This window comes from Proteus sp. MB838, from assembly GCF_054767435.1.
In genome coordinates, this window is record NZ_BAABMO010000002.1 from 117,258 (window position 1) to 139,130 (window position 21,873).

Here is a 21,873-nt window from a genome sequence, read left to right on the forward strand (position 1 = left end):
AAGGTGATTATCTCTATTTATCAAGGTGTATATTAGATAAGCCCTGATCAATATCCCCTAAAGCAAAGGCTAAATCTACTGCGGCAATTAATGAGCCTGTATAAGCATCTATATGTGAGAGCTGCGCATTTAATAGTGCAATTTCTGCAGTATTAATCTCCGTTACTGTACCTAGTCCATTGTTAAAAAAATCGACACTGGCGGTATAACTTAATTGTGCGGTATCAACGAGATTTTTAGCCGCTTTGTTTGCTTCAAGGGCCGATCTTAACGCATTCTCACTGAGAGAGATCTCTTTGATTGCCGTATCTTGGCTTTTGCGCAAATTTTCTTGTGCTAATTGGATATCTGATTGAGCATTGCTCATTCGCGACTGACGCATGCCCCCTTCATATAAGGGAATACTCACGCCAATTAAAATATTCGACGATGAAGTTCGTTGGCTAATTTCAGGTAACCCCTGAACATCAAAATGCCCCGAACCACCAGCAAGAGCACCGGCGAGATACACTTTAGGAAAATAGTCAGATTCAACAGAGCGTGCCGTTTTTAATGCCGCTTGCTCTAATTCATAGTGAGCTAAAATATCAGGGCGTTGTGATAACGCTTTTTTTATCACATCGTGAGTCAATGGGGAAATATCATCAGGTAAGCGCGCGTCATTATCATAATTCACTTTTATCTTTTCAAAGGGAGAGACACCTATTGCAGACAGTAATAACTGATATTGATCTTTTTCATGACCTTTAGCTAACACATGTTGTAATTCTACTTGGGCTACTTGTTGTTTGGCTAAAGCAACATCTAATACGGTTGCTAATCCCCGCGCACGTTTTTGCTCTATGGCATATAAAATATCTTTGCTTCTTTGCAGTGCCTCTTGGGTAAGAGTGACTTTTTTAAGGGCCGCACCATAACTAAAATAGGCAACAGAAACATCATGAATTATTTTTTGATGCATCAGATTAAAATTAAGGTTTGTTGCCAAAGAAGCATGTTTAGCGGCATCGGCTAAAGCTCCTCGTTTACCGAAGTCAAAAATAAGCCATCTAAAGGTTAATGCTGGAATAAAAGCACTGTTTGATGTTTTAATATCATCAACAATTGGATTGGCGGGTAAATCTACTTTTCCTCTTTGATAACCTGCCAATGCCGTTGCGGTAATAATCGGCAAATAAGTACTTTCTACCATACCAATATCGGTGGCTGATTTTTTCGCTAATAACCAAGCAATCCGTGTTTCAGGATTATTTTGCTGACCAAGATCGATAAGCTCGGCCAATCCATAGCTCGTTTTAGTGGTTTGCTCTTGCTGAGGTGTGGCGAGGTATTGCTCAGAAGCTGCCATATAGTTTGTATTATTATAAGGCATCGGTTGTTGTGCTGAGTATTTCCCATAATCGCTAGTATCAATACATCCAACAAGTAATAAACTTAACCACGATGATAGAATATATTTTTTATGATTAATGGCCGATTTTATCATCATCTATTTTCTCTTATTAACTGTTTAAATACTTGTTCTCTTTCATTGATGGGCAACATTTTTATTTCTTCAGTTAAGACATTTTTCTTAAAATCATCTGGAGATAAAGGCAGTGTATCGGAATACTCACCATTATCATCAAAAATAAACCTATCAGCATAACTATGGCGACTAATGTAAGAAATCTTGCTTAATGACTGTTTAAAAAACAAGGTGAATACTTTGTTTCTTTCTTTATCTTTTCTCTCAAACAGCAGTAAATCAATATTATCTTTAGATTGTGCAATAGTCTCATTAATAGAGGCGACTAAATCTAAACACTCACTTTTATTGGTAGAGCATCTTAACTTTGTATAGTCATCTAAAATCGTGGCGAGCTGTTTGTATATTGTATTGACGATACTCGCGGGCCAGACTCGAGTAAAAATGACATACATAACAATACTGCCTAATAAAATACCCAAAATACGGTCGGAAACCACATCCATATCAAAACTCGGTTTAAAGCCATGTAGTGTCGTTAGCAAAAAGGCTAAACCTACTTGTACGCCAGCATAAGAGATACGTTCATTACCGGCGGCAACCCAGGCTGCAGGTAAAAGACAGAAGAAGATCAATACCATCAACTGAAAAATATCAGAAATATTAGGAATAATATAAAGCAGTGAGATCATGCCAATTAATGCGCCAATCAGACACCCTATTATTCTTAGTGTAAGTTTATGAACCGTTTCGCCCACTGAAGTAAGTGCAACCACATAGCAAGTGATCATCGCTGTATGGATACCTTGCCATTTAAAATAATCATAAAACAAATAACATAAAATAGCGGCAAGAGTTGTTTTAATAGCGAAGTATTTATGATTAGGATTACTAAATGCATCGCTTACAAAAAAGGGTGTGGCTTTTTTAATGGGTTTAGTGGTTCGTTTTGTTAGCAAAATAGTATTAAATTTATCCAATAAAGCAATTCTATTTATTGGCTGAAGACGTTGCACACTATCTTTAATGTTATCTAACGAGTGATTGGCAAAACAGTCCGCAATATATTTACATCTTTTCGCTAACATAAAACGTAACGATGTTGAGGTATTGTCATCCATTGTTATTGACATAACTAATATTGCATAGGAGTTATCAACCATGTTTTCTAACCATTGGATATCTTCTTTACCTAATAGATAAAGGATTTTCATAACCATCAAATAACGTTGGCATTCTGCTTGTGTTCCTAGTATTTCACTCAGCGTTATCTGGTTAGTTTTTTTCCCTAAGAAAAAATCATGGGCTGCCATAAAGCGCGTTGAAATTTTATTAAGCAGTAATTTCCGTGGGCTAATACCAAAAAAATAATTGAATACAATCACCAATAGCATCGGTGAAACGGCCATTAATAACGCATAAAGCAATCCTCTGGTTGCAGCATCACCAAATGGGATATCTTCAATTAGCGTCATTAAAAAGGCGATCACCAAAGCAACTAAATTGCCTATATCACCAAGACTACTTGCTGAAGCTAAATACATAAAAATGGCTGAGAAAAAAGCCATAAAAAAGAAGCGTAAAATAATATTTTGAATAGTGAGATTAAACAGCACTAACGCCACACCAACCACAATGGAGCATAAAATAATGACCCCAAGGGAGAGTAATATATTTTGTACCGCATCCGCTTTAATCAAATAGATAATTAAATAACAGCTGATTGCTGATTCAGGAATTTCATAAACCATAGCGATCACGGCCATTAAGGCACACAGTAACGCTATGCGCCACGTAGTGGCGAATCGATAGTCAAAAGGTAATAAATCTTGTTTGACTTGTTTTGCTATCAGCGAAGATTTAACAGTCATCATCGTTAGGTACAATATTTACAGTAGCAGTGGCACCGATGCGCATGAGTGCTTCTGGTGGTTCAGTAATAATGACTTTGACAGGAAAACGCTGCTCAACCCGAACCCAATTTAATGATTTAGGTACATAAGGTAAGTCTCTTGGAATATTAATCAGATCGGTCGACATGACTCCCCGACTAATTCCTTCAACTTTACCTTTAATGGGGTGTTGATTATCAATCATGGAGTAAATCACCACACAGCTACCAATTTTTATATTATTTAAATCTGTCTCTTTAAAATAAGCCGAAGCAAACCAAGTATCAGAGTCAATTAAAGTAAAAACAGATTGCCCTGACAAAATAAATTCACCGGGAGATAAAACGACCCCAGCGATATATCCATTACTTGGCGCCCTTACCTCAGTATTACTTAACTCCCACTCTGCCATGGCAAGCGATGTTTTTAATGACTTGACTAATGCTTCTTCTGAATCGGTATTATTAATAAGTGCTTCAGATGCCTCATTCTGTTTCTGTGCTTGTTTTAATGTCACTTCAGCATCATGTTTTAACGTCCGAGCATCATCGACTTGTTGTGCTGTGACAAAGCCTTTTGCTAATAAAGGTTCTAATCGATTTAATGATTGTGTGGCTAATGATAAATTGACCTGCGCACGTTTTATTTGCTCTTGTGCCACTTCTGAATTGGATGTTTCCGCAATAATAATACGTTGCTTATTGCTTAATGTCGCTTGTGCAATCTGTAGTTGCTCTTTTGCTTGCTCTACCCTGAGTGCGTACATTGTGGGATCAAGTGTAAACAGTAAATCGCCTTTTTTGACTTTACTATTTTCTTTGACATAAACAGCAGCAATGCGTCCAGGCACCGAGGCTGAGATATTAATTTTATTTGCATCAATGATGGCATCTTCACTAAGAGGATTTAATGCCGATATATGAATACTTTGCCATAATAAAATGAGCGTTATCAAAAAAACAATAATGGTGATCACGCGTGCTAGGCTTTTTTTAATTTTTTTATCCATAGTTTAATAAGTAAAATAAAGTAAGGAGATAGTTAAAGAAATTGATAACATAATCGCAAAATAAAATAACAAAGGTACTGGCAATTTATCATCAATTCCCCAGTAGATAAGTAAAACCCGTAGACAAAAAGCACCTAATAGGCCAATAAATGTACATAACATCCAATAGGGAAAATAAGCACCTAGCATAGGAATAAAAGGAGAATGCCCTTGTGAACAGCCCGTCAACAATACAGTCATCACAGTTAAGCTGATAATTTGATGATGTTTTTTTATTAAGTTCAAGGTAATACACCTATCATTTTATGATTAAATCCATTCATAGCTATCAATACTATAATATTTTTAGTTGTAATAAAGTGACTTATATTATTTTGCCAAAAATAGCATAAGGTTATTGTAGTTGAATTATTTATGATCAATTCAATTTTCTTTATTTTAAATACGCTTTTCAAAATAATGCCGCAGTGCTGGTTAAATAGAGTTTGATTTTATTACTCACAAAAACATGCTCTGTGTGTGCTATTAGGTAATTTTAAGAGTATAGTAGACAATCTTTCTGCCTGTTTAGATATTATAGTTTTTATTATGGAATCAACGCTTTCTGCTCAAAATATACGCCAACTCCTTGCCAATGAAACACCAATTATTGATGTTCGTGCGCCAATAGAATTCAATCAAGGAGCGATGCCCAACGCAATAAATCTACCTTTAATGAATAATGAAGAGCGTGCGGCTGTAGGGACTTGCTACAAACAACATGGCTCTCAAAAAGCGGTAGAGTTGGGGCATCAATTAGTTAAAGGCGAGATAAAAGCACATCGCGTTGCTGCTTGGCGTGAGGCTTGCGAGCGTTTTCCTTCCGGATTTATTTGCTGTGCTCGTGGCGGTATGCGTTCACACATTGTTCAAAAATGGTTAGCTGAAATAGGCATCGATTATCCTTTAATTGAAGGTGGATATAAAGCGTTAAGACAAGCGACGATCGAAATGACCAATGAGCTAGTACAACGCCCTATTATCTTAATTGGTGGTTGTACAGGTAATGGTAAAACAACCTTAGTACGCTCTTTACCAGAGGGAATTGATTTAGAAGGATTCGCTCATCATCGAGGCTCCTCATTTGGTCGCACTGTTGAGGCTCAGTTTGCTCAAGCGACTTTCGAAAACTACCTTGCTGTCGATATGTTAAAAAAATCCCCCTATCATTCGCGTTGGGTACTCGAAGACGAAGGTCGTGCTATAGGTGCTAATGGTTTACCGGAAAGTTTGCGTATACAAATGGCAACAGCCCATTTGGTTGTGGTGGATGATCCATTTGAGCGGCGTATGGCAAGACTCAAAGAAGAATATTTTGATCGTATGACTCATGACTTTATTGAAGCGTATGGTGAAGAAAAAGGTTGGCAAGAATACAGTGATTATTTGCATCATGGATTGTATGCTATTCGACGTCGATTAGGTGCTCAAAGAGCCGCGGAGTTAACCCAATTACTTGATAATGCTTTAGCCGCACAAAAAATAAGTGCGAATACAGAAGTGCATTTTTCATGGTTATCGCCTTTACTAAAAGAATATTACGATCCTATGTATCGTTACCAGTTAAGTAAAAAACAAGATAAAATTATCTATACGGGTAGCTATGAAGAAGTTGAACAATGGTTTGCTAACCATTAACTCCCTAGATTTTCTGTACTAAAATAAAGCCCCCAATAGATATTGGGGGTTAATTATTTTTGTTAAAAAAGCACTATTTTCTCTAAATCAAAAGAGTTAACTGACAATTAATATTCTTAGTTCTACGACTATTCACTTCTTTTACACAAACAGTAAAATAACCAAATAGTTCTGTTAAAACGTATAACAAGATGACTAACTTTATAACGTATTCTTATGGTTTGTTATTTTTTTCAAGAAAAAAGCCGCACATATAGCCATTATAAAATTAAACAACATACTAAAACTAAACGCTATCTTATAATGTTCAATTATATTCCTTGATATAACCTGTGTGAGGCTAAATTGCAAAATGATGGAAACAGATGTTACCCCTATAGCAGCCCCAATTTGTTGTAATGTTGCCGTTAATCCGGAAGCAATCCCTACAAGTTCAGGCTTCACTTTTTCTAACACTAAATTCAGCATAGGAGTCATAATCATGCCTTGTGTAAAGCCAACTAACAATAAGAAAGGAATAATTAATGTAGTGTTCTTAGGGGTAATCAAATAATAGACGCCTAAAATAAGCAAAATATAGCTGAAGGCATAACAGACTGCGCCCCAATAGATAACATGTTCGCCAATATTTTTGATCCACTTCGGTGTGAATAAAGAGGAAAGTATAAAACCGATACTTGCAGGAACAAACATTAAGCCAGAATCAAAAACCGTACGATTAAACCCACTTTGTAATAATATCGACATTATCATAGGAAAAGCAGATGATGTTGAATAAACAAAAACAACAATAATGAGCCCAATAACATATTGATGATTAGTAAAGAGTATCAGGTCAAATAGAGGTTGCTTCCCTTGGTATTTTAATTTTTTTTCATAACAAAAAAATAGTATTAATAGACTTATTCCAACAAGAAAAAATAATGAACTAAACCATTGCCAGTGCCAGATAGGAAGCATCAACAATGGTAATAACGTAAATGATATACTAAGTGTAGATAAAATGACTCCTCCTATATCCAATTTGGTATGATCGGATAATTCATTTTGGGTAAGATAGCGCGAAAAAAATAATGCGATCACACCAATAAAAAGATTTATCAAAAAAATAGTACGCCACGCTAACCCAAATATATTTAATGATATTAATAATCCACCTAAGGCTTGCCCTGCTATAGCGGCAGCACCTAACGTCATACCAAGTAAGCCGAATACTTTTTTGGCTTGTGAGCTATCAAAATTAAGGCGAATACTTGAATATACTTGAGGGAATAACAAGGCTGCAGTTAGTCCTTGAAAACAACGGGCAATAACAAGTAAAACAGCACTTGGAGAAATTGCACATAATACAGATGATAACGTAAAGCCAAACATTCCAAAGCGATAGAGTGTTCGACGTCCATAAATATCACCTAATCGTCCACCTGTGATTAATAGCAAGCCAAATGCTAATTCGTATCCGACAATAATCAATGTGAGTTCGGTGAGTGTGGCGTTAAGTGTTTGTTCAATATTAACTATAGCGACATTAACGACAAATAGATCAAAGATAGTAACGAATCCAGCTAATAATAAAACAAATAAAGCGATACGTTGTTGTTTGCTCATTTCTTATCTCAATGATGAAAAAATAAGACTATAATAAGTTGTTTATCCTGATACAATTTAACCATTTATACTATTACTAAAAGCAATAGCCTATGACAGAAAGAAAAAGAACACGCCCCGAGCTTGCTGATTTTTTACGTACTAAAAGACAAAGTATTTCACCTGAGTCAGTTGGTTTACCTGGTACAGGGCGTCGACGCACTCCTGGTTTACGCCGAGAGGAAGTAGCTGCACTCTCTGGTGTCGGATTAACTTGGTATACATGGCTTGAACAAGGGCGGGATATTGGAGTATCAAGTCAATTTCTAGATAATTTAGCGACAGCTTTACACTTAAATAGCGCGGAAAGGCAGCATCTTTACTTATTATCACATATGAGAGAGCCGACAGAAACCGGCATAGTGGAATACCAAGTTCCTGATACGATTTTAAAAATTTTAGCTGACTTTCCTCCAGAATATATTTGCTATGTTTTAAATCTACACTGGGATGTTTTAGCTTATAATCAAAAAGCAGATCTATACTTCCATTTTTCGGACTACTGTACTGAAAATCGTAATTATCTCTATTTGTTATTTATGGATCCTAGATACAAAACACGCATCAATGATTGGGAGCATACAGCGGATAGATTACTTGCTAGTTTCCGGCGTGACCATGCAAGAGCTAAAAATGATCCAAATATTCGTAAGCTAATTGCTAAATTAAACTGTTCATCACCAGAATTTAAGCATATGTGGGAAAAACATGAGATCTACCCTCCCTGTGATGGAGTAAGAACATTAAATTTTGCTGGTAAAAACGAGCGTTATGAATACACCTCATTAGCATTTGATTTAGAAAAATATAATCGAATTTTAGTATATATCCCTAAAGATAAGTAGAAAATAAAGGATATAAAAACTAAAAGCATGCTTATTTCCATTATGGAAATAAGCGATTGCTCTTTTATCATTAGGTTTTATTTTTTTTAGTTACTAGAATGCCACTTTCTAAAACGAGGTGGTTTATGACTAAATATGTTATTTTTAGTTTTTTTTTAGTATTGATTTATCCTCTTGGTGTTGATCTATACTTAACTGGATTAACAGCAATTGCTAGCGATTTAAATGCTTCTGAAGTGACATTACACCATGCATTTTCAATTTATTTGATGGGAATGGTGTCATCCATGTTAATTGCTGGATGGTGCAGTGACAATTTAGGTCGTAAGCCTGTTATTTTATTTGGTACTCTGATTTTTTTCTTAGCGTCATTAAGTGCTGGGCTTTCGATAACGGAAAAACAGTTCTTAATTTCACGATTTTTTCAAGGTAGTGGCTCAGGTTTTTGTTACGTTGTTACTTTTGCGATATTAAGAGATACATTAACAGAACAACAACGTGCTAAAGTACTTTCTATGATAAATGGTATTACTTGTATTATTCCGGTATTAGCTCCCGTTCTAGGCTTTATTATTTTAATATATTGCGAATGGTCAATGATGTTCTATCTTATGGGGGCTTATTCCCTATTGGTTTTTATCTTTTGTTTTTTGGGGATAAAAGAGACTTACCATAAAAAAGAAATTAAAAATAAAAAAGTAAATCTATCTGTAATAAAACCAACAACAGACTCTTTTTTCACTCGCTATTTTTTAAGTCGTTTACTTATTTCCTGCTTAGGAATGGCCGTTATTCTTACTTATGTCAATATTTCCCCTATTGTAGTGATGCAACAAATGAATTATTCAACAGGAGAGTATTCAATATTAATGACATCATTAGCAATGATAAGTATGACCATTTCTTTTTTAATGCCAAAAATATTAATGAAATACCGCTATAAGCATATTTTATCAGTAGGGTTTATATGTTTTGGAATAGGTATTATTTTCCTTTTTATAGGGAAAAAGAGTGACATGCGTTGGTTTTTTATTACCTTTGCATTATGCGGCTCAGGATTTGCGTTATTATTTGGGATTATTATGAGCCAAGCACTTTCTCCCTTTAGCCAACGAGCCGGCGTTGCGAGCTCTGTGCTGGGTATTTCACAATTAAGTTTTTCTTCACTTTATATTTGGGTAATGGGGTGGATTGAAGTATCCTCAATAAATATGTTGGTGGTTATTTTATTTATCAGTTGTATTGTAGGTACTCTTTTTCTATGCTTTCCTCGGTTCACAGAACAAAAAAAGGTTAAATATAATGTCTAACAAACCATTACATAGAATTGATTTGAATTTGTTAGTCATATTTCAAATTCTTTTACAGGAGCGCAGTGTCACCTTGGCCGCTAAGTGGTTATCCATTTCTCCTTCTGCTGTGAGTAAAGCATTAGCCAAATTAAGGATATGGTTTGATGATCCTCTTTTTATCCGTAGTCCACAAGGGTTGATCCCAACACCATTATCGTTAAGTATTGAAGATTCTTTATCTGATTTTATTAATATTAGCCACCATATAGCCAATAAACGTAATACAGAAGTTCCTGTTGGACTTAAATTTAATTTAGTTTTAGAAACACCGTTACATCAGGTCATGTTACCTTCTTTACCACAACAAATATTATCTCATTACCCAAAATCCACACTTCAGATAAAAAATTGGGAATATAATTCCCTTTCTAATATTATTGATGGAGAAGTTGATATTGGGCTTGTTGGACGAGAATACTATTCACGCTCAAAAGAGTTACTAGAGCTACTTCCTGATGTGATTGATTATGAAATATTATTTGATGATATCCCACTCGTTTATCTACACAAAAATCATCCGTTAATGAAAATGAAGTGGGATCTTAATAATTTTTTATCGTTTTCTCAGGTGAGTACAGAATATGACAAACAAAGTCATTGGGCTTTGGATAATATCTTAAAAGAAATGAACAAAAGTCGTCAGATAGCAATTACTTATACTTCTTTTGAGCAATCTCTTTTTATGATATCTCAACCTGACCATCAATTAATTACTTGTGCACCAGGATATTGTCGTTATTATGTGAAAACACATTTTCCTGATATTGTAACATTACCTATCCCTCTCCCCCCTGTGTTTTTAGAACAGCTTCATCTACCTTTTGTTTTGTTATGGCATAAGCGTAATAGCCATAATACAAAAATTATATGGTTAAGAAATACAATAAGAAAAAGTATTAACCAACAAACCTCCGATATCTGATAGTTTAAAATAATAAAAAAGGTGATTTGATATCAAATCACCTTTTATAAACTTATTAACGCTATATTAGTATAATCTATTTAACGACTTCACCACTATCAACAACGGTTTGGCGTACTTTATTCGCGAAATTTTGAGCTTCACTGATAATCGCTTGTTCATCTACGGTTAACAGTTGGCGATCTTCCATCAAAATTTTACCATCTACAATGGTATGACGAACATTACTTCCATTCGCACCATAAACTAATGCTGCATATGGGCTATACATAGGCACCATATTAGGAGCTTTAGTATCAACAACAATAATATCAGCAAGTTTTCCCGATTCTAAAGAGCCTAATTTATCTTCCATATGTAATGCCTTGGCTGAGCCTATTGTTGCCATTTCAACGACGGTTAATGGTGGCATTGCGGCGCGATCTTTATTCTCTAATTTATGAATTTTGCCTACTAAATTTAACTCATTCATCGTTGTGAGTGTATTGCTCGACATTGGACCGTCAGTCCCTAAACCAACACGAACACCTTTTTCTAGCATGGCAACAACGGGCGAAACACCTTTGGCTGATTTGGTATTAGCACTAATATTATGAGCCACACCTACATCATATTTTTTTAATAAATCAATATCTTGCTCATCAACCATAATCGCATGAGCGGCAATGACTTTATTATTTAAAGCGCCAATATCTGCCATATATTGAACTGGGCTTTTACCATCGGTTCGTTTTGCAATTTCTTCTTTCTCTCTATCGGTTTCTGCTAAATGGATCATCACAGGGGCATCAAGCTCTACCGAGAGTTTAGCAATTTTTTGCAGGTTCTCTGTGGTATTGGTATAAGGTGCATGAGGTGCAAAGGCAGGAATAATGCGCGGGTGATCTTTATATTCATTAATAAAATTGACAGCATATTGAATGCCTTCTTCAGGGGTTTGTGCATCAGCCACCGGAAAATTAATCACTGATTCACCTAAGATGGCTCTATTTCCCATCTTATCAACCGTTTTAGCAACTTCATCTTCAAAATAATACATATCAACATAGGTAGTTACTCCCCCTTTTACCATTTCAACATTGGCGAGGTTTGCTCCCACGCGAACCATATCGCGAGACACCATTTTATTTTCTAAAGGGAAAATATAGCGATGTAATCGGTCTGGCACGTCATCAGCTAAAGAGCGAAAAACCGTCATTGATGCATGTGTATGGGTATTAATTAATCCTGGCATCACGATATCACCATCCACATCTAACACTTTGTTGGCTTGGTATTCTTGTGTTAACTCAGGCCCCCCAACGGCGATAATTTTATTTTCTTTTACAACAACCGTTCCTTGTTCGATAACCTGATTTTGTGCGTCCATTGTTAACACTGTGCCATCGACAATCATTAAATCAGCCTGTTTGGCTGCGTGACTAGTAAAAGAAACCGCCATAACAGCGAGTGCAAGCATTGATTTAGTAAATGACATAACTACCTCTCGGATGGTAAGAATATTCAAAAGTTTATTATTTTATTGATAATTTATTATTTTTTACGTTTTTGCTGTAGTAACCATTTATCCAACTCATTAGCAAAAAGTTGCCGGTCGCGCTGTGATAAACTTGCTGGTCCTCCTGTTTGAATGCCACTTGCTCTCATCGTATCCATAAAATCACGAATATTTAATCGTTCGCGGATTGTTGACTCTGTATAACGTTCACCTCGAGGATTTAGTGCAATAGCCCCTTTTTCGATCACTTCAGCCGCTAAAGGAATATCGGCAGTGATCACCAAATCATCTTGGTTTGCACGTTGTACAATTTCATTATCAGCCACATCAAAACCTGCAGAAACCTGCAATGTGCGCAAATAAGGCGATGCGGGTATACTTAATCGCTGATTTGCCACAAAAGTGATCACCACTTTTTCTCTATCTGCTGCCCGATAAAGTATCTCTTTAATAACTTTAGGACAGGCATCAGCATCAACCCATATCGGCATAGTAACTCTCTTTGATTGTTTCTTTTTGAAAATTAATCCTATTAAAATAACACATTCCCACTCATATCGTTATTTAAAGCAGATAAATCACATAGTCTGTTTGAGTTAAGTGTTAACTGATTAACGCGTAAAAGTGCATGATATCGTAAAATAAGTCATCGGCTAACCTTACTCTACTGTCTTAATGAGGTAAGTTTATGGCATAATGCCGCCCCATTATCTTTATCATTCACTAATCATGAGTATTCGTCTTGTTAATAAGTAATAATATCACTATGCAGTTTGGTTCGAAGCCACTGTTTGAAAACATTTCTGTTAAGTTTGGTGGCGGTAATCGCTATGGTTTAATCGGTGCTAACGGCAGCGGTAAATCCACCTTTATGAAAATTCTCGGTGGTGATCTCACGCCTACTAGCGGTAACGTATTCCTTGATCCTAATGAGCGCTTGGGTAAGCTAAAACAAGATCAGTTTGCTTATGAAGAGTTTACCGTGCTTGATACGGTAATTATGGGGCACGCTGAGTTATGGGAAATTAAACAAGAGCGTGAACGTATTTATAGCTTACCGGAAATGAGTGAAGAAGATGGTTTACGTGTTGCCGATCTTGAAGTGAAATTCGGTGAAATGGACGGTTACACCGTTGAATCACGTGCCGGTGAATTATTATTAAACGTTGGTATTCCACTTGAGCAACATAATGGCCCAATGAGTGAAGTGGCGCCAGGATGGAAACTACGTGTGCTCCTTGCACAAGCCCTATTCGCTGATCCTGACATCTTATTACTTGATGAACCGACGAATAACTTAGATATTGATACGATCCGCTGGCTAGAACAAACATTAAATGAACGTAATAGCACTATGATCATCATTTCCCATGACCGCCATTTTTTAAATATGGTGTGTACTCATATGGCCGATCTTGACTATGGTGGATTAACAGTTCACCCAGGTAATTATGATGAGTATATGTTAGCGGCAACACAAGCGCGTGAACGTTTACTCGCTGATAATGCAAAGAAAAAAGCACAAATTAATGAATTACAATCCTTTGTTAGCCGCTTTAGTGCTAATGCATCAAAGTCTCGTCAAGCCACTTCGCGTGCAAAACAAATTGAAAAAATTCAATTAACCGAAGTTAAAGCTTCCAGCCGACAAAATCCCTTTATTCGTTTTGAGCAAGAGAAGAAATTATTTCGTAATGCGTTAGAAGTAGAGAATATTGCTAAAGGTTATGAAGCAAATACGCCTTTATTTAAAGACGTAAATATGATGCTGGAAGTGGGCGAAAAAGTGGCGATTTTAGGCACCAATGGTGTGGGTAAATCAACCATGATCAAAACATTAGTGGGTGAATTAACGCCTGATAATGGACGCGTTAAATGGTCTGAAAATGCCACTATAGGTTATTATGCACAAGATCATGCCACTGATTTTGAAGTTGATATGACCGTTTTCGATTGGATGAGTTTATGGATGAAGCCAGAAGATGATGAACAGTCGGTGCGTAGTGTATTAGGTCGCCTTCTTTTCTCACAAGATGATATTAAAAAATCAGTCAAAGTATTATCTGGTGGTGAAAAAGGCAGAATGCTGTTTGGTAAATTAATGATGCAAAAACCAAACGTTCTGATTATGGATGAACCTACCAACCACTTAGATATGGAATCTATTGAGTCACTGAATATGGCGTTAGAACTCTATCAAGGGACGTTAATTTTTGTTTCTCACGATCGTGAATTTGTCAGCTCATTGGCTAACCGCATTATTGAAATTACGCCTGAAAAAGTGACTAATTTCCAAGGCACTTATGATGAGTTCTTGGCTAAGAAAGGGATTGATGGTTAGTACCCCCCTTATTTATTAATATAAAAAATAAAAGGCTTGGTGTTATTTTACGTTCCAAGCCTTTATTTTATTTAAAGATAGAGTTATAGCTGTAGCTGTAGCTGTAGCTGTAGCTGTAGCTATTGTCACTTAATTCATTGTAATTATGGGCGTTTGTTATTGGCGGAAGGAGATATACTCACTTGGTACTAGATTATTTATATAAATATTATTTATAGTCTCATCAGTAACATTGAATTCAAGTGTTCTAATAAATGGATAGTTATAATCAATAATAGCTTTCCTTAATGATCTACAGGCTTTTTCTTTTTTGTTTTCATCTTTAAATAAAGTTTCCATTCCATGTTCTATAAATCCTTCTACTATATCTACATGAGGATTGCAGAATGACAATAATTTGATTTTAATTAAATTCAAAAACTCTTTTGAATTTTTATCTTTTATATTTAAAGAAACAGTATTCATCAAAAGTTTTATTTGAATATTTTTTCTATATTCTATATCGATATGCTGTATTATATTCATAAGTTTTTGTAATTTACAACGATCTTCAATTTTATCGTCTACACTAATTCTATAATTATTTATATTATATAAACGAACAAAATCTGTTACACCATCCAAATAACGCTCTACGTTAAAATAATTATTTGGTAGTAAGTCATTTTTTATTTGGGATAAATAGAAATTGTATTGATTAATATCATAATTAACATAATTAGGAATTTCATGTAGTCTTCTTCTTATATAACTTCTTATATTACCTATGTCTTTTTCTATGCTTGGGTTTTTATTATGTATCCGATCCATCATGTCTTTAATTAAATTATCTAATAATACCTCACCATTATAAACGTTTTTTATAACAAATTTCATTTTTAAATCATAACCATCTTTTAAATATAAATGAAAATTATCTTTATATTGCGCCCCTGTCATAGAATATAATTCTGCAAAGCAATCAACCTTATCAAATATTGAATTTTTAGGATTGAAATAGGTATGATAAAGTAATTTAAGCACATGTTCTTTTTGACCATGATTAAACCAATCTTTTATTTTTTCCCAAATAGACATTGCATCTCTAGCTTTAGATGCGTGTGATAATTTGTTTATTTGCGAAGTTGATATATTCACTCCGCCAATTATTAATTTACTCATATAACACCTTAATGATAATTACATATTAATTGAAATGCTTCTATTTATTTATATTAGAAAAATATTTTATTTTATCTTTTAATTACATCATTATATTAAAAATATAGGTAATATTAATTTCATGTGGCATTTAAATATATAAAGATTAATACATGTTTTTTTGTTTGAAATTTAACATTCTGTTGTTATATGTTACCAACCACGAGTCAATCATAATCCCCTTTCATTTTTGATGAAATTATCATGTTGCTCTTTTGAAGTCCTACCTTATGATTATGTTGCTAAGAAATAGACAACCGCATAAAAGTGATGCAACAATATTAGAAACACCACAAATGATTTCAGTTGTTAATCGCGCCCAATTTTCTTTTTTGTGACAGTGTCACGCCTATTTTATATCAACAACCAGAATATTCATTATTTAATAGTCTGGTTAACTTAATAATTGTGTAAATTGTCGATATAATAGCGCACCTAATGTTTGTGATGTGTATTCCGTACTGTGTTCTAAATTATCAACGGCAGCATGCATACCATGATAAATAAGCGTGCAGGTTAATTCAGGCTGTAGGACTTGCCACGTTTTATTCTCTGTCCCCCCCATTAATATCTTTTGTAACTGCTGTAGCGCCCTATTTTCATGAATATTACCGCTTTGATGAAAGACTTGATGAAAAAGCATATCGTGTAATTCTTGTTTTTCAACATAAGCAATAACGCTAGTTTCACACCACTGTTTTAATTTAGCGCGAAAATCTTGAATTTGGCAGCTTGCCATTGCTTGCTCAATTTTATCAATATACCAATCCATATATCGAGTTCGCAGTGCGTCGAGAATATCTGTTTTTGCCGTAAAATAGTGATAATACGTTCCTTTAGCGACCCCCGCTTGTTTTACAATATCGCTGACGGTTGTGGCATCAAATCCTTTTTCAAGAAATAGTGTTTCTGCGGCGTTCATTAACTCTTCTAAACGAACTTCGGCTGGCTTTGTTCTTGGTTTATCGATATTTTTTTCTTCTAATGACATTGCTCATCTCCCTCTAAGTGGCTGTTAAAGGGTACTCCATATTGAGAATAGCCACAATAACCGTAAATGAAACTTATTATCATTAATGAATTGACCGACGGTCAGTCGGATATTATGATACTACTATTATTTCACCATAAAGGTAATAAAACTTATGAGTTATACAAAACGGTTGTCACTTATTTGTGCTATCTGTTTAGGCACATTTATGGCCACTCTTGATATTAGTATCGTCAATGTTGCTCTACCTACTATTCAGAATGATATTAATGCCAATATGGCTACATTACAGTGGATTGTGGATGCTTATGCACTATGTCTATCAGCTTGTATTTTGTCTTCAGGGCCATTAAGTGATCGTTTCGGACGAAAAAAAGTGTGGCTCTGGGGGGTGATTATTTTCACTCTAGGCTCCCTTATCTGTGCTATTGCACAACAACATGAAATATTAATCCTTGGGCGTATTATCCAAGGTATTGCAGCTGCAGCCCTTATTCCTGGCGCATTATCACTTATTACACATGCCTTTCCTGTTGATATTGAACGTATCCGTATTATTGGTATTTGGTCTTCGGTTAGTGCATTATCGCTGATTATTGGCCCTATCCTTGGTGGTGCATTAGTTCATGCCAGTGGTTGGGCAAGTATATTTCTTATTAATATTCCTATTGGTGCTATTACAGTATTACTAGGCTGGTATGGATTAAGTGAAAGTGCCGATCCTGAGGATGTTGCGTTAGATCCCCTAGGACAATTAACCAGTATCTTGGGATTAGGTTTACTAACCTATGGTTTTATTGAAGCTGGCTCTGTAGGTTAGTCTGATTATCGTACTGTATTCGCATTAATTGTCGGTCTGATTTTTATTACCCTGTTTGTTATAGTCGAAAAACGTATTGAACGCCCGTTATTACCGCTATCGTTATTTAAAGATCGCTCGTTTTTCCAATATAACCTTTCCTCTTTTACTTTGGGATTTGCCACTTATAGTAATGTCTTTTTTATCGCTTTTTTCCTACAAAAAGCACAAGGCTGGAGTGCATTAGAAACAGGTTTAAGAATGGCTCCTGAGTTTATCGCCATGGCTCTTTTTTCTATGTTATTTGGACGGTTCTCTCGTTATATATCTGTCAGAAAATTAATGATCTTTGGCTTTTTGTTGATTGCAATATCTTCTTGTTTATTGGCAACATTAGCAACAAATAGCCCTTACGCAATAACAGGAAGCTATTTATTTATCTTGGGTGCAGGAATGGGATTAGCGACACCCGCAATCGGAGTTTTAGTGATGAAAAGTGTAGCACCGTCTCGCTCGGGCATGGCGTCTGCAACCATGAATGCATTAAGACAAACCGGTATGACAATGGGAATTGCGTTATTAGGTACATTAATGATACAGCAAGCAATTAATTATATGATGATACAAAGTCAAGCATTAGGAATAGTGGCAGAACCGATTAATATTATTACGTTAGTAACAGAAAATAAAACTGCTTCCCTAGATAATCAGTTGGTTGCCCTATTACCTGAAGCATTTAATTCAGGATTTGCCTATGCCATGCTAACCGCAGGACTTTCCTGTTTTATTACTCTGTTTATTATGCTTTTTCCTTGCAAAGAGAAACAAGGTGCACTTTCTCAGCAGATAGCGGATTAATTATTATAAACGCTGAGTTAAAAATGCAAGAAAATGTTCAATATTACGTGAAAGCGAACGACGACTTGCATATATCGCGACTAAACTAATTGATGCGGGCTGTTGAGGAAAAGAAATGGCTCGCAATTTGCCTGCCTTTATCGCATCAAGGCAACAATGTTCAGCTAAAATAGCAAAACCTAAACCTTTTAATACGGCAGCTTTGGCTAAGATAGCACTATTTACACGATAACAGCTATTAATTGTCACTTTTACAGGGTTCTGCTCTTTATCAATAAAGATCCACGGCTGCCCTTCTAATGCACTTAAACTGGAAATACAAGGTAATTGGCTTAGTTGTTCAATATCTGTAGGGATACCCGTTTTTGCTAATAAGCTCTCTGAGGCAACAACAATACTACGCCACGACTTTATGAGACGTGAATGGTAGCTACTATCGGCTAATTGGCCACGATGAAATGTTAGAAGTAAATCAATATCATCTTCTATAACATTTCTTGGCATTAGCTGCGTATCACATTGAATGGTTAAGTTAGGATGAAGTGCAGCAAAATCCGCTAAAATATCGGCAAGTAACTCACTGCCATATTCACTGGGTATCGTGAGTCTAAAGGTTCCTGTTAATGGTCCATCACTCGTTATATGTTCTACAACATTATCTAATTCATATAAGGTCTTTTTGGCTTGCTGATACAAGATTTTCCCTTGCTCAGTTAAACGCATTTTTCGCGTGGTTCTATCAATTAATCGGCAGTTAAGCTGTTGTTCTAGCTGTTTTATTGCTCTACTGACATTAGATGTTGGCATAGAAAGCGATCGTGCAGCACTGGCAAACTGTGCTTGCTCTGCAACCGCAGAAAAAATACGTAATAAATTAAGGTCAATTGACATAAAAATACTGCCTATATGGGGAGTATTGAATATAGGCAGTGTAACATTGATTGCTCTCTCACTTGAAAAGAATTAACAATAACCATAGGACATTAATTTTTGATAACGTTTCTCAAGCAGTTCTTCTTTAGAATAACTATTCAATTCTGTTAAATCTGCGAGAAGCTGTTTTTTTACAAATTCAGCCGCTTGCTGGTAGTGGCGATGTGCGCCTCCCAATGGTTCAGGAATAATTGAGTCTATAATACCCAATGCCTGTAATTTAGGTGCCGTCATTCCCATGGTTTGGGCGGCAATAGGCGCTTTATCAGCATTTTTCCATAAGATAGAGGCACAGCCTTCGGGCGATATGGCAGCATAAGTACTATATTGCAACATATTTACTCGATCCCCCACTCCTATTGCTAATGCACCACCAGAAAAACCTTCCCCTGTTATTGTACAAATTATCGGTGTTTTTAATCGGGACATTTCAAGAATATTTCGTGCTATGGCTTCTGATTGCCCCCGCTCTTCAGCACCAACCCCCGGATAAGCACCCGCGGAGTCAATAAAAATAATCACTGGTAAATGGAAGCGTTCAGCCATTTTCATCAGGCGTAATGCTTTCCGATAACCTTCTGGTGATGGCATACCAAAGTTTCTTTTTACTTTCTCTTTAGTGTCTCGCCCTTTTTGTTGACCGATAATCATCACTGGTTTTCTATCTAAACGCGCTAACCCTGCAACAATCGCTTTATCATCAGCATAAGCACGATCGCCGGCCAACTCTTGGAAATCAGTAAAAATAGCTTTGATATAATCTAATGTATAAGGGCGCATAGGATGACGTGCTAACTGTACGATCTCCCAATCCCCTAAATCAGAAAATATAGAGCGTGTTAATGAAAGGCTTTTTTGGCGAAGTTTGGCGATTTCTTCGTCTATATCAACTGCCGTTGTTTCATCTTGAGACTGTTTAAATGCAAGTAATGCATCTATTTTCTCGTCTAATTCAACAATAGGCTTTTCAAATTCAAGATGAATAATAGACATAATTTGCCTCTTAGCTAAATCGGGTTATATCAAACTATTTAGTCTAGAGAAAACTAACTTATTGTTATAGAGATATTTTTGATAAACAGTGTTATCAAAAATGGGATAATAAAATAGGTAGTGGTTAAAAAAATTTATTTTCTAGCTTTTATCTCTATACAGTTATTTATAAGTTATGTATAAATATACAGCTGGACAGTTTTCACCAGAAAATTACCAAACACAACAATAATCCATTAATACAAATAATTAAAATGATAATATGTTCTCAAAAAAATCTCGTTCTACAACTGCACTACTGTTTTCATCACTTATTCTGACTATAGGAAGAGGTGCAACACTGCCTTTTATGGCGATATACTTATCACGACAATATAAATTGCCTGTTGATGATATTGGTATCGCAATGTCTATTTCACTGACTACGGGGATAGTATTCAGCCTTGCCTTTGGTATGCTGGCAGATAAATTTGAAAAAAAACGTTATATGGTTTTTTCTATTATTACCTTTATTATCGCATTTTCTGCTATCCCAATGGTCAATAGTACTATTTTAGTGGTTATCTTTTTCTCAATTATTAACTGTTCCTATTTAGTCTTTTCTACGGTATTGAAAGCTTATTTTTCTGAAACTTTATCAATATCAGCAAAGCCTAAAATATTTTCACTAAACTATACTTTTATTAATATCGGGTGGACGGTTGGCCCACCTATTGGCACATTATTATTAATGTATGGTACTCAATTACCTTTTTGGTTAGCTGCAATATCCGCCAGTATTCCTTTATTTATGATCCAATGTTTTGTGCAACGTTCAGTGGTAGACCATTCCACAGAAGAAAATAGTGTAAAGTGGGATCCGAAAATAATGCTAAAAGATAAAGCATTAGGCTGGTTTGTGCTTTCAACTTTTTTTGGCACATTAACTTTTGGTACATTTGCTTCGTGTATTTCGCAATACCTTTTAGTTGTTTATGATGCTAAATTGGCTGAATCTGCTATTGCGGTGATCCTCCCCGTCAATGCGGCCATTGTCGTCTCATTACAATATATCGTCGGTAAACAAGTGGTTGCTGAAAGACTACGTAAATTAATGACCTTAGGCACACTCTTTTTTATCTTAGGATTAGCGGGCTTTATGCTGGCGGGTGATAATTTAATTTTCTGGGCAATGGCGATAGCAATATTTACCTTTGGTGAACTGATTTATGCACCTGGTGAGTATATGATGATCGATAATATTGCGCCGTTAGGAATGAAAGCAAGTTATTTCTCTGCACAATCTCTAGGTTGGTTAGGTGCTGCATTAAATCCACTTGCTAGTGGTTATATCCTGACAACCTTGCCCCCTATTTCGTTATTCGCTATTTTAATGGGGATCGCAGTACTAGCTTGGCTTTGTATGTTGCAAGGTATGAACTACAGTGAAAAAAGAATAGCTGCTTAAT

17 protein-coding genes and 1 pseudogene are annotated in these 21,873 nt (G+C 35.7%); 7 read left to right on the forward strand and 11 right to left on the reverse strand.

What is annotated here, in order from left to right; all coding sequences use genetic code 11:
• Positions 1 to 13 precede the first annotated feature (13 nt).
• The 4 genes from ACYUCW_RS01425 to ACYUCW_RS01440 are packed head-to-tail and all read right to left on the reverse strand — an operon-like array spanning position 14 to position 4,654.
• Positions 14 to 1,489, reverse strand: coding sequence for a TolC family protein (locus ACYUCW_RS01425; RefSeq protein WP_049216873.1), 1,476 nt, complete (start codon positions 1,487 to 1,489; stop codon positions 14 to 16).
• Positions 1,486 to 3,342, reverse strand: coding sequence for an FUSC family protein (locus ACYUCW_RS01430; protein ID WP_460408124.1), 1,857 nt, complete (start codon positions 3,340 to 3,342; stop codon positions 1,486 to 1,488). Before ACYUCW_RS01430 ends, ACYUCW_RS01425 begins: the two co-directional genes overlap by 4 nt.
• Positions 3,329 to 4,369 carry a multidrug transporter subunit MdtN gene (gene mdtN / locus ACYUCW_RS01435; RefSeq protein WP_004251178.1) on the reverse strand — a complete coding sequence of 347 codons (1,041 nt, stop codon included), beginning with the start codon at positions 4,367 to 4,369 and terminating at the stop codon, positions 3,329 to 3,331. Before mdtN ends, ACYUCW_RS01430 begins: the two co-directional genes overlap by 14 nt.
• A 3-nt stretch (positions 4,370 to 4,372) precedes the next feature.
• Positions 4,373 to 4,654, reverse strand: a complete 282-nt coding sequence (locus ACYUCW_RS01440; protein ID WP_049256704.1) for a YtcA family lipoprotein — start codon at positions 4,652 to 4,654, stop codon at positions 4,373 to 4,375.
• A gap of 303 nt (positions 4,655 to 4,957) precedes the next feature.
• On the opposite strand from ACYUCW_RS01440, the gene mnmH reads away from it, so the two are divergent.
• Entirely contained in the window at positions 4,958 to 6,046 is a 1,089-nt protein-coding gene (gene mnmH / locus ACYUCW_RS01445; protein WP_023843561.1) for a tRNA 2-selenouridine(34) synthase MnmH, read from the forward strand.
• A gap of 201 nt (positions 6,047 to 6,247) precedes the next feature.
• Here the strand turns inward: mnmH and ACYUCW_RS01450 are convergent, their stop codons facing one another.
• A complete protein-coding gene (locus tag ACYUCW_RS01450) occupies positions 6,248 to 7,654 on the reverse strand; it encodes an MFS transporter (protein ID WP_004248074.1) in 1,407 nt (468 codons plus the stop codon).
• 92 nt (positions 7,655 to 7,746) lie between these two features.
• Here ACYUCW_RS01450 and ACYUCW_RS01455 point away from each other — a divergent pair, with 92 nt between their 5' ends.
• From ACYUCW_RS01455 to yidZ, 3 genes are all read left to right on the forward strand, one after another.
• Complete coding sequence (locus tag ACYUCW_RS01455; RefSeq protein WP_004248073.1) at positions 7,747 to 8,538, forward strand: helix-turn-helix transcriptional regulator; 792 nt, start codon at positions 7,747 to 7,749, stop codon at positions 8,536 to 8,538.
• A 125-nt stretch (positions 8,539 to 8,663) separates the two neighbouring features.
• Positions 8,664 to 9,848, forward strand: a complete 1,185-nt coding sequence (locus ACYUCW_RS01460; RefSeq protein ID WP_163748615.1) for an MFS transporter — start codon at positions 8,664 to 8,666, stop codon at positions 9,846 to 9,848.
• On the forward strand, positions 9,841 to 10,812 hold the full coding sequence (gene yidZ, locus ACYUCW_RS01465; RefSeq protein ID WP_004248071.1) for an HTH-type transcriptional regulator YidZ: 972 nt from the start codon (positions 9,841 to 9,843) through the stop codon (positions 10,810 to 10,812). Before ACYUCW_RS01460 ends, yidZ begins: the two co-directional genes overlap by 8 nt.
• 76 nt (positions 10,813 to 10,888) lie before the next feature.
• Here yidZ and ACYUCW_RS01470 read toward each other — a convergent pair whose 3' ends face one another.
• Together ACYUCW_RS01470 and ACYUCW_RS01475 are read right to left on the reverse strand one after the other, a co-directional pair.
• A complete protein-coding gene (locus ACYUCW_RS01470; RefSeq protein WP_004251191.1) occupies positions 10,889 to 12,289 on the reverse strand; it encodes an amidohydrolase in 1,401 nt (466 codons plus the stop codon).
• Between the two features lie 56 nt (positions 12,290 to 12,345).
• Positions 12,346 to 12,801 carry a YaiI/YqxD family protein gene (locus tag ACYUCW_RS01475; protein WP_004251194.1) on the reverse strand — a complete coding sequence of 152 codons (456 nt, stop codon included), beginning with the start codon at positions 12,799 to 12,801 and terminating at the stop codon, positions 12,346 to 12,348.
• A 251-nt stretch (positions 12,802 to 13,052) separates the two neighbouring features.
• Between ACYUCW_RS01475 and ACYUCW_RS01480 the strand changes: the two genes are divergently transcribed.
• Positions 13,053 to 14,651, forward strand: coding sequence for an ABC-F family ATPase (locus ACYUCW_RS01480; protein ID WP_036971971.1), 1,599 nt, complete (start codon positions 13,053 to 13,055; stop codon positions 14,649 to 14,651).
• Positions 14,652 to 14,807: 156 nt separating this feature from the next.
• Here ACYUCW_RS01480 and ACYUCW_RS01485 read toward each other — a convergent pair whose 3' ends face one another.
• Positions 14,808 to 15,812 (reverse strand): hypothetical protein, encoded by a 1,005-nt coding sequence (locus tag ACYUCW_RS01485; protein ID WP_004248067.1) that lies wholly within the window; start codon positions 15,810 to 15,812, stop codon positions 14,808 to 14,810.
• Positions 15,813 to 16,245: 433 nt separating this feature from the next.
• Positions 16,246 to 16,842: a TetR/AcrR family transcriptional regulator gene (locus ACYUCW_RS01490; protein ID WP_004248066.1), complete on the reverse strand. Its 597-nt coding sequence runs from the start codon at positions 16,840 to 16,842 to the stop codon at positions 16,246 to 16,248.
• 154 nt (positions 16,843 to 16,996) lie between these two features.
• On the opposite strand from ACYUCW_RS01490, the pseudogene ACYUCW_RS01495 reads away from it, so the two are divergent.
• A pseudogene (locus ACYUCW_RS01495) lies at positions 16,997 to 18,499 on the forward strand (MFS transporter).
• 3 nt (positions 18,500 to 18,502) lie between these two features.
• On the opposite strand, the gene ACYUCW_RS01500 reads toward ACYUCW_RS01495, so the two are convergent.
• Positions 18,503 to 19,390 carry a LysR family transcriptional regulator gene (locus ACYUCW_RS01500; protein ID WP_004242940.1) on the reverse strand — a complete coding sequence of 296 codons (888 nt, stop codon included), beginning with the start codon at positions 19,388 to 19,390 and terminating at the stop codon, positions 18,503 to 18,505.
• A gap of 72 nt (positions 19,391 to 19,462) precedes the next feature.
• Positions 19,463 to 20,425: an acetyl-CoA carboxylase carboxyl transferase subunit alpha gene (gene accA, locus ACYUCW_RS01505; RefSeq protein WP_004248063.1), complete on the reverse strand. Its 963-nt coding sequence runs from the start codon at positions 20,423 to 20,425 to the stop codon at positions 19,463 to 19,465.
• Between the two features lie 262 nt (positions 20,426 to 20,687).
• On the opposite strand from accA, the gene ydeE reads away from it, so the two are divergent.
• Positions 20,688 to 21,872 carry an efflux MFS transporter YdeE gene (ydeE, locus tag ACYUCW_RS01510; protein WP_004242937.1) on the forward strand — a complete coding sequence of 395 codons (1,185 nt, stop codon included), beginning with the start codon at positions 20,688 to 20,690 and terminating at the stop codon, positions 21,870 to 21,872.
• Position 21,873: the final 1 nt, after the last annotated feature.

Coding starts and splice junctions, on each gene's coding strand:
- ACYUCW_RS01475 (WP_004251194.1), bottom strand. CDS start 12,801: ATGCCGATATGGGTTGATGCTGATGCCTGTCCTAAAGTTATTAAAGAG.
- yidZ (WP_004248071.1), top strand. CDS start 9,841: ATGTCTAACAAACCATTACATAGAATTGATTTGAATTTGTTAGTCATA.
- ACYUCW_RS01500 (WP_004242940.1), bottom strand. CDS start 19,390: ATGTCAATTGACCTTAATTTATTACGTATTTTTTCTGCGGTTGCAGAG.
- ACYUCW_RS01425 (WP_049216873.1), bottom strand. CDS start 1,489: ATGATGATAAAATCGGCCATTAATCATAAAAAATATATTCTATCATCG.
- ACYUCW_RS01490 (WP_004248066.1), bottom strand. CDS start 16,842: ATGTCATTAGAAGAAAAAAATATCGATAAACCAAGAACAAAGCCAGCC.
- accA (WP_004248063.1), bottom strand. CDS start 20,425: ATGTCTATTATTCATCTTGAATTTGAAAAGCCTATTGTTGAATTAGAC.
- ACYUCW_RS01450 (WP_004248074.1), bottom strand. CDS start 7,654: ATGAGCAAACAACAACGTATCGCTTTATTTGTTTTATTATTAGCTGGA.
- ACYUCW_RS01485 (WP_004248067.1), bottom strand. CDS start 15,812: ATGAGTAAATTAATAATTGGCGGAGTGAATATATCAACTTCGCAAATA.
- ACYUCW_RS01455 (WP_004248073.1), top strand. CDS start 7,747: ATGACAGAAAGAAAAAGAACACGCCCCGAGCTTGCTGATTTTTTACGT.
- ACYUCW_RS01430 (WP_460408124.1), bottom strand. CDS start 3,342: ATGATGACTGTTAAATCTTCGCTGATAGCAAAACAAGTCAAACAAGAT.
- mdtN (WP_004251178.1), bottom strand. CDS start 4,369: ATGGATAAAAAAATTAAAAAAAGCCTAGCACGCGTGATCACCATTATT.
- ACYUCW_RS01470 (WP_004251191.1), bottom strand. CDS start 12,289: ATGTCATTTACTAAATCAATGCTTGCACTCGCTGTTATGGCGGTTTCT.
- ACYUCW_RS01460 (WP_163748615.1), top strand. CDS start 8,664: ATGACTAAATATGTTATTTTTAGTTTTTTTTTAGTATTGATTTATCCT.
- ydeE (WP_004242937.1), top strand. CDS start 20,688: ATGTTCTCAAAAAAATCTCGTTCTACAACTGCACTACTGTTTTCATCA.
- mnmH (WP_023843561.1), top strand. CDS start 4,958: ATGGAATCAACGCTTTCTGCTCAAAATATACGCCAACTCCTTGCCAAT.